Source organism: Infirmifilum sp. (assembly GCF_049970975.1).
Lineage (GTDB): Archaea > Thermoproteota > Thermoprotei > Thermofilales > Thermofilaceae > Thermofilum > Thermofilum uzonense.
On the sequence record NZ_JBMFLX010000059.1, the window covers coordinates 1 to 7,920 of the forward strand.

Sequence of the window (7,920 nt, forward strand, 5' to 3'; positions counted from 1 at the left end):
CTTTACCATATGAGTCTCTCTGGATGCGCATAAACGTTAAACCTATCCTTTCTAACGAAACCCACTACCGTCAATCCCGCGTCCACAGCAGCTTTAATACCTTCAAGAGTAGGGGCAGCCCTTGAAGCCACTAAAGGCACACCCACGCGTACGGCCTTTTCGACAATGCTCTTCGTCAGCCTACACGTCACCGCGAGCCCTACACGGCTTAGATCCACTCCATTCCTGGCGAGCAAACCGAGACACTTGTCAACAGCACAATGCCTGCTAACGTCCTCCACATGTCCAAGAATCCTCCCCTCAGGGTCAAAACACAAGGCCCCGTGAAGAGCCCCAGTCTCCCTAAAACCCACACCTAGGTCGCCTAGCGCCTGTACGGCCCGTAGAATGTCGCTCGCTCTGAAAGCTTGGCTACCGTTTCTACCAGCGGAATCAAGATTCACTAATTCTCCATGTATCTCCACTCTCCCATCCGAAGCCCTGAACTCGTATCCATCCCTGACACGGTGACCAGTGGAGAGGAGGTGGCCGACAGCGAACTCTTCTAGAAGAGTGGGGGAGCATGAGAAAAAGCCTATACGTGCGCCGTTTACTATCAGCTCGAACTCGTACTCAGTCGCCACCCTCTCCTTACACTTCTCTAGAACCCCGGCTCTAAAACAAAACGCCTCTATCTCCCCTAGAAAGGGCTTCACTCGAAGCACCACAATATATCCTAATAATATATTAAAAATGCTCTGATCAAAACAACCACAGGCCACGCCTCATCAGGACGCGGGAAGAGGTCAGAGCCCCACGAGAAACCTCGAATATTACTTTCACTATCCTGGAAAAGTGGTAACCCGTAAATTTAGATACGATATCCTAGAGAAGGGGGCGGATGAGGAGATAGACCTCGTGCAATCATCATACAGCGGTCTTTGAAAGCGGAGAGCCTTGCGGAGAAGATGCCTACGTTGACCCGTATAATTTACCTTTTATTTTCCGCGAGCAGATCGATAAGTTAGCTAGCTAGTTACGGAGGCAGGCTAAAGTTTTAGATAATTTACACAAGGAAAAGCATAAGAAATATTAACCCCTCTGACGTCGCGACCCCGCCATGAAGAAACTAGGACTAGTAATCCTGGCTCTACTAGCCCTACAGTTACCCCTTCTCATAGAGGCCAACGCAGCAGCACAGTTCGAGACACTCATAATAACCATCGACAAGTCTTCATTCGACGCATCAGAGCTAGGAAAGCTGTGGGGACAAGTTGTCTACGTCGCCGACGCTTTCCCAGTAGCCGTGGTAAGGGTGCCTCACGGCGCGGCAATGCATGTACATGGCCTTAAAGGCGTACAGCACGTAAGCGCCGACGGAGTATTCCATTCAGCGGGCAAGCCCGTATCACAGCCCCCACAGACGATCCCATGGGGCGTGCAGCGTATAGGCGCGCCTACAGCCTGGTCTACAACCATGGGCTGGGTCGACCTCAACGGTGACGGCAATTCCGAGATAGAGGTCGCGATCTTCGACACAGGAGTAGATGTTGACCACCCCGATCTCGCCGCGAACATTAAGTGGGGTGTCTCCGTGTTAAACGGCAGGATATCCTCTAAATACAACGACCTGAACGGCCACGGAACCCACGTAGCCGGCACAATAGCAGCCCTCAACAACAACATCGGCGTCGTCGGCGTAGCACCCAAGGTCGAGATATACATGCTGCGAGTCCTCGGCGCCTCAGGCTCAGGCAGCTGGAGCGACCTGATCATCGCAATAGACTTAGCCATCAAGGGCCCAGACGGTATTATAGACAAGGACGGAGACGGAGTAATAGTCGGAGACCCCGACGACGATGCGCCTGAAGTCTTCTCGATGAGCCTTGGAGGATCAAGCGCTCCCGCCGAGCTCCACACAGCCATACAGGCCGCGTACAACTGGGGAATAGTCATCGTGGCAGCCGCTGGAAACGAAGGTGCTTCAAGCCCATCCTACCCTGCAGCCTACCCGGAGGTCATAGCCGTGGGAGCAATAGACTCTACCAACGCCGTGCCCAGCTGGAGCAACAGGAACCCAGAGGTAGCCGCTCCAGGCGTAGACATCCTCAGCACCTATCCCGACAACACCTACGCTACTCTGAGCGGAACCTCGATGGCCACTCCTCACGTTAGTGCAGCTGTAGCCCTTATCCAGGCCGCCAGGCTCGCCAAGGGACTCCCACCACTACCCCCAGGGACAGCAACCGATACCTCGACCAACACGGTAAGGGGACTCCTCCACGTAACGGCCGAGGATCTAGGAGCAGCCGGCTATGACAGTCTCTACGGCTGGGGAGTTATAAGGATAGACAAGGCACTGGAAAAGGTCTAAGATTGTAATAAGGAAGGTATTCTTTACCGGGGATCGAAATTCATTAATTTCCAGCACAATAAGTTTATAACTATATTCAACTATTTTACATATTTGAAATAAAGGTATGGCTTTACTCCGACAGGTTGAAGAGATTTCAGCCCGAATGCAGGAAGCTCTCTCCGAATGGAGAAGGAGATACAACAAGGAATTAGTGAACGGTCCATCGCGAGCTCGCCTTGAAAAGCCGAAACCTGAAGACTTTCTAATTGAAAAAAGGCCTTTCTTCTCATCAGTCACCGAGTCAGATGTCTATTACGTCAACACGTTTAGGTTAATCGAATATACAGCCCTCACAAGTGCTCCATCGCCCTCCAAGGTAGCATTAATGAGGAAATCCGGCTATAACCTCGGTCGCAGCCTTGTTAGAAGCGGTGTGGTGAAGAGCCTCGACGATGCCCCCCTTGCACTTGTGCTCTACAGAGTAGGGCTACTGGACATAGTAAAAGAGAGCCTGGACACGATGCGGGTAAACTTATACGAGTGCACCAGCTGCTACGGGGTTCCCAACATTGGACAAACCCTCTGCGACTTCGAGGCAGGTGTAATCCAAGGAATGCTCAGCGAGCTCTACGGGCGTAACGTGGTGAGGGAAAAATATTGTTGGGGCACAGGATACTCTTTCTGCGGGTTCGAAATAGCTTTCGAGTGAGAGTACATGCCTAGAACACTCCTTTTTTCACTTTCACCAAGTTGTGAAAACAGTTGCCCCGTGTGCCCCTTCAGGAAGGACAGAGGCATCCTTACACACGAACTCGTTTCGCAGACACTGGAACTACTCGAGAAGGTAGATGAGGCCTTAGTAGCTTGTAACTGGACGGGACATCCAGAGCTTGAGAGGATAAGTAAAACTGTAGCAGAGAAAGCTAGGAAGAATATTTGGCTTATCTCTTTCCCCGAAGTATCGAAGCTGAATAAGTTACGCCAGGCCCTCGCGTACGCCGACGACATAGTTATAGTCGGGAGATCTTCGCCACCCCCTCAAGAATCTCTACGCTCGATACTCTCCTGGTCTGACGCCAGACTCAGCATATGGTGGGTTCCCGACGACAAGACCAACCTGCTCAAGGACTTCACGTCCAACCTTAAAATAGCGCAAAGCATGGGGTTGAGGCTCATTGTAGGCGAGGCCCCCTACAGTTGCAGTAATGGCATGGATCCGTTGAAACTGGCTAATTTCTTAAAGGCTGAGGTTGGTCTCCCCATGGGCCAAATATACGGGTACACAGCGATGAGGGCATACATTCAGGGCTATCCATTACTTCTGTTCCTACGTCCTCTCTCCATGCGAGGTTTCATCTACCTATCGCATGACGGTTTCCTCAAGAAACACCCAATGGACCAGGATGCTGTTCCATTGAGCAAAATAAACCTGGACTCCCTGAGGAGGCTTGTATTCGATGATAAGCCATCTTGTGGGAAACGCTTAATCTTCACGCCCGATATACACCTAGGCCTTAGGGAGGCATCCTCCAACGTAACCATAACCCCGAAAATGATAGCTCTACTCGAAGCTATTTACGCAACGAATTCTCTAAAGGCAGCTGCTGCTACTGTAGGTATACCGTACTCGACTGCTGTAGAAAAAATAAAGAAGCTTGAAAAGAGCCTAGGAGAACAGATTATAGAGACTAAAAGGGGAGGAAAGTTAAGGGGCACATGCCATCTAACCGCGGTAGGAATGCAACTCCTGTCAGCCTATCGTGAGGCACTGAAGAACTTGCATGAGAAATTCACTTTTTAACATATCATAAATCCGAATTATTTTCAATAATAATTCGGAGTCTCCGGTTAATATTTAACAATTCGTTTCTCGGCGACTATATAAGATTTCTAAGAAATGTTTAAGACGGGCGAGGGGGTTGAGTGAGCATTATATATTAGTTAAGCCCGAGCTCTGTACGGGCTGTAAATCCTGCGAGCTGGCCTGTGCGGTAGAACACTCCAAGACCAAGAGCATATACACTGCGCCCTTTGAAGACCCAAAACCCATGCCACGCATAACAGTTTTACCTGTCGACGGACTCACCGTACCTACGAGGTGTGTTCACTGCGCCCAACCTCCATGCATGGACGCATGCCCGTTTGACGCCATCAATATTTCACCGGAAGGCTTCGTATTAATCGATGAGGGAAAATGTAAGGGGTGTATGGTCTGTGCGAGGGCCTGCCCCTTCGGCGCAATAACACTTTATCGTCCAAAGCGTATAGCCGTGAAGTGTGACTTCTGCTACGAACGAGTCCGGGCCGGAAAGGAGCCGGCCTGCGTCGAGGCGTGTCCCACAGGCGCCTTGAGGTATGGTAGACTAGACGACCTAATGAAGGAGGTTGCACAGGCTAAGATCCGGGAACTTTTAAAGGCGTTCTCATCGGAGGCCCGGGCTATTATAGTGCCGCCCCCATACGGTAAGGGGTCATCAGGTGCCCCCGTGACCCCGCCTATTATTCGTCAATCATTTGCTCGTGAGGGGTGAGAAATATGGTTAAGGTAGAGTTGTTGCCGACAAAGGTTTCCTGGAAAAATGGGAAAGTAGATCCCGAAAAGGCAACCATAAACCCTGCTGCAGCAGAGCTAATAGAATTAGCCAACCGTGAAGGCTACGAGACGGCATGGCATAGATTACTCCAGCAAGAGCCTCAGTGCGGCTTCGGCTTGCTAGGCGTTTGCTGTAGGAACTGTGCCCTTGGTCCCTGCAGGATCGACCCCTTCGGCAACGGGCCGAAACGTGGTGTTTGTGGTGCAGACGCAGATACTATCGTTGCTAGGAACATTTTAAGGATGATTGCCGCCGGTGCAGCTGCACACAGCGACCATGCGAGGGACATACTCCAGGTGTTCCAATATGTGGCTGAAGGGAAGACTAAGTCTTATAAGATAACAGACTCTGAGAAGTTACGCTGGCTCGCCAAGGCGTTGGGAGTACCGGTCGATGGGAGGACAGACCAAGAGATAGCGAAGGATCTAGTACCAATATTGGCTGCGGAGTTCGGTAAATTCGGAGACGAGCCGTTGAAGTTTATCGAGGCTTTAGCGCCTTCTAAGAGAAAAGAGGTTTGGAGCAAGCTCGGCGTCATGCCAAGAGCAATCGATCGCGAGGTTAACGAGATAATGCATAGGACCCACATGGGAGTCGACGCCGACCCCGTGAACCTTACCCTGCAGGGTGTAAGGGCTGCGCTCGCCGACGGTTGGAGCGGGTCGATGATGGCTACGATTCTCAGCGATATTTTGTTCGGGACACCCAAGCCGATCAAATACAATATAAACCTAGGCGTCCTCAGAGAGGATGCCGTTAACATCGTCGTACACGGTCACAACCCAGTACTATCTATGAAGATTGTGCAGGTGGCCTGGAGCAAGGAGATGCAGGAGCTCGCGAAGAAATACGGAGCTAACGGGGTCAACGTGGTCGGCATGTGCTGTACCGGCAACGAAGTCCTCATGCGACAGGGAATACCGATCGCCGGGAACATGCTGCTGCAAGAGCTCGCCATTATCACTGGCGCTGTCGAGGCGGTTATCGCCGACTACCAGTGCGTCATGCCCTCACTTGCTACGCTGGCGGAGTGCTTCCACACTAAGCTTATAACTACTGAGCCAAAGATGAAGATACCAGGAGCTATACACGTAGAATTCGATCCTAAGAATGCCGACGAAGCGGCCAAGGAAATAGTGCGAATAGCCATAGAAAACTTCCCAAGACGCAACAAGGCTAGAGTAAAAATACCTAAACACAAGACAGAGGCCATGGCAGGCTACAGCGTGGAGGCCCTCCTCCAGATACTCGGAGGATCCCTAGACCCACTTATCCAGGCGTTAAAGGAGGGCACCATTAAAGGCGTGGTAGGCATAGTTGGATGCAACAACCCCAAGGTCAAACAGAACTACAACCTTATAACCGTCACGAAGAAGCTCATAGAAAACGACATACTAGTCGTAGGAACAGGGTGCTGGGCACACGCAGCCGCCACCCACGGATTCTTCACGCTTGAGGCTGCTGAAATGGCTGGTCCAGGGCTCAAGAAAGTCTGCAAGGCTCTCGGCATTCCTCCAGCAATACACATGGGTAGCTGCGTAGACTGCAGCCGAATACTCCTCGTCCTCGGAGCACTTGCCGACGCCCTGGGCGTTGACATATCTGACCTTCCCGCTGCGGGCTCAGCCCCCGAGTGGTTTAGCGAGAAAGCCGTCTCGATAGGAACATACTTTGTGGCCTCTGGAGTTCTCGTTCATCTTGGAGTAGTCCCACCAGTGCTTGGAAGCCCCAATGTCACAAAACTGCTAACTGAGGACGCTGAGAAGATACTCGGAGGAAAGTTCTACGTCGAGCCCGATCCCGAAAAAGCTGCCGAAACGATAATAAACCACATTATTGAGAAAAGGAAAAAGCTTGGATGGCCTACCTAAAAAAAGACCGGTGGAATGAGTGCGAGTACTGGTAACGGGGAAAGGTGGAACGGGTAAGACAAGTATAAGTGCCGCTCTTTCTATCCAACTCTCAGAGTCCGGTTTCAACGTTCTAGCCCTAGACGCCGACTCTTATCCCAATCTCGCTAGAAGTTACGGACTACCCTTAGAGGTTATCGAGTCCATAGTACCCCTAGTGGATAACGTGGAGCTGGTCAAGGAGAGAACAGGGGCCGCGCCCGGCGAGGGCTGGGGCCTCTTCTTCTCCCTGAGCCCAAAGGTAGACGACATAGTGGACAAGTTCAGTGTAAAGATAAACGACAACCTACGCCTGGTCGTAGTAGGCGGAATAGAGGATGCGGGCGAGGGCTGCATGTGCCCCTCAATAGCTTTCGCTAAAGCATTCCTCATGCACGTTCTCCTTACCTCGCGTGACATAGTCTTGATAGACTCCGAGGCAGGGTTGGAGGTTATGGGTAGGGCTCTCGGCGAGCAGTTTGAAATGAACCTCTGCGTAGCAGAGCCCACCCTCAAGGCACTGGACGCATGCGGCCACATATTAGACATGAGCCAGCAGCTCAACATAAGGGATCGCGCTTTGATAATAAACAAAGTTAAAGACATGAAAACCACTGAAAAGCTACTCGATGTCTTCCAGGCGAAACACCCAAACACTCCCTTCTTCACTATCCGCTTTGACCCTAAGCTAGAGGTGGTAGAACAGACGGGTGCAAGCATAGAGATAAGCAGGGACAGCACCTTCTGGACAGACGTAAGTGCCGTAACAAAGTTCGTAAAATCACGCGTGAAGTGAAAAAATGCGTAAAAGAAAAAGTAGTCCTCAAATAAAAATGTTTTTAAGAAGGTTTGTATAGTCATACATGGGTTGAAAAAATGTGTGAGAGCAAGGTAACCGTACACTACAACGCGCAAGAACACAAATTCAAGGACGTAACACAGCTCATAATAAACGACAGCTCCCTGACCCTCGTAACGATTGATGGTTCACGACACGAGTTCAAAGGGTTCAAAAAAGTCGCAAAGATAGAAGGAGACTTCATTAAACACGTCGTACTCGTAGTCCTCGAATAAAAACATTTTTTAAAAAGGTGAATTTTTT

General features: G+C 50.8%; 8 protein-coding genes. 7 read left to right on the top strand and 1 reads right to left on the bottom strand.

Annotated features, from left to right (window positions below):
* Positions 1-2: 2 nt before the first annotated feature.
* Entirely contained in the window at positions 3-695 is a 693-nt protein-coding gene (locus ACP5KC_RS07530) for a formate dehydrogenase accessory sulfurtransferase FdhD (RefSeq protein WP_428287138.1), read from the bottom strand.
* Between the two features lie 404 nt (positions 696-1,099).
* Here ACP5KC_RS07530 and ACP5KC_RS07535 point away from each other — a divergent pair, with 404 nt between their 5' ends.
* The 7 genes from ACP5KC_RS07535 to ACP5KC_RS07565 all read left to right on the top strand — a co-directional run bounded on the left by ACP5KC_RS07535 (position 1,100) and on the right by ACP5KC_RS07565 (position 7,892).
* The gene (locus ACP5KC_RS07535; protein WP_428287139.1) at positions 1,100-2,353 is read left to right on the top strand and encodes a S8 family peptidase; all 1,254 of its coding nucleotides are present in this window, start codon (positions 1,100-1,102) and stop codon (positions 2,351-2,353) included.
* A gap of 106 nt (positions 2,354-2,459) precedes the next feature.
* Positions 2,460-3,044, top strand: a complete 585-nt coding sequence (locus tag ACP5KC_RS07540) for a V4R domain-containing protein (RefSeq protein WP_273433362.1) — start codon at positions 2,460-2,462, stop codon at positions 3,042-3,044.
* A gap of 6 nt (positions 3,045-3,050) precedes the next feature.
* Positions 3,051-4,136 (top strand): winged helix-turn-helix domain-containing protein, encoded by a 1,086-nt coding sequence (locus ACP5KC_RS07545; protein WP_428287140.1) that lies wholly within the window; start codon positions 3,051-3,053, stop codon positions 4,134-4,136.
* 118 nt (positions 4,137-4,254) lie between these two features.
* Entirely contained in the window at positions 4,255-4,866 is a 612-nt protein-coding gene (locus ACP5KC_RS07550) for a 4Fe-4S dicluster domain-containing protein (protein ID WP_428287141.1), read from the top strand.
* Between the two features lie 5 nt (positions 4,867-4,871).
* Positions 4,872-6,800, top strand: coding sequence for an anaerobic carbon-monoxide dehydrogenase catalytic subunit (gene cooS, locus ACP5KC_RS07555; RefSeq protein ID WP_428287142.1), 1,929 nt, complete (start codon positions 4,872-4,874; stop codon positions 6,798-6,800).
* Positions 6,801-6,819: 19 nt separating this feature from the next.
* On the top strand, positions 6,820-7,614 hold the full coding sequence (locus ACP5KC_RS07560) for an ArsA-related P-loop ATPase (protein ID WP_424740976.1): 795 nt from the start codon (positions 6,820-6,822) through the stop codon (positions 7,612-7,614).
* 80 nt (positions 7,615-7,694) lie between these two features.
* Positions 7,695-7,892: a hypothetical protein gene (locus ACP5KC_RS07565; RefSeq protein WP_428287143.1), complete on the top strand. Its 198-nt coding sequence runs from the start codon at positions 7,695-7,697 to the stop codon at positions 7,890-7,892.
* Positions 7,893-7,920 lie beyond the last annotated feature (28 nt).

Bases quoted from the DNA above. Each gene is read 5' to 3' on its own strand.
- ACP5KC_RS07535 (WP_428287139.1), top strand. From the start codon at position 1,100: ATGAAGAAACTAGGACTAGTAATCCTGGCTCTACTAGCCCTACAGTTA.
- ACP5KC_RS07540 (WP_273433362.1), top strand. From the start codon at position 2,460: ATGGCTTTACTCCGACAGGTTGAAGAGATTTCAGCCCGAATGCAGGAA.
- ACP5KC_RS07545 (WP_428287140.1), top strand. From the start codon at position 3,051: ATGCCTAGAACACTCCTTTTTTCACTTTCACCAAGTTGTGAAAACAGT.
- cooS (WP_428287142.1), top strand. From the start codon at position 4,872: ATGGTTAAGGTAGAGTTGTTGCCGACAAAGGTTTCCTGGAAAAATGGG.
- ACP5KC_RS07565 (WP_428287143.1), top strand. From the start codon at position 7,695: ATGTGTGAGAGCAAGGTAACCGTACACTACAACGCGCAAGAACACAAA.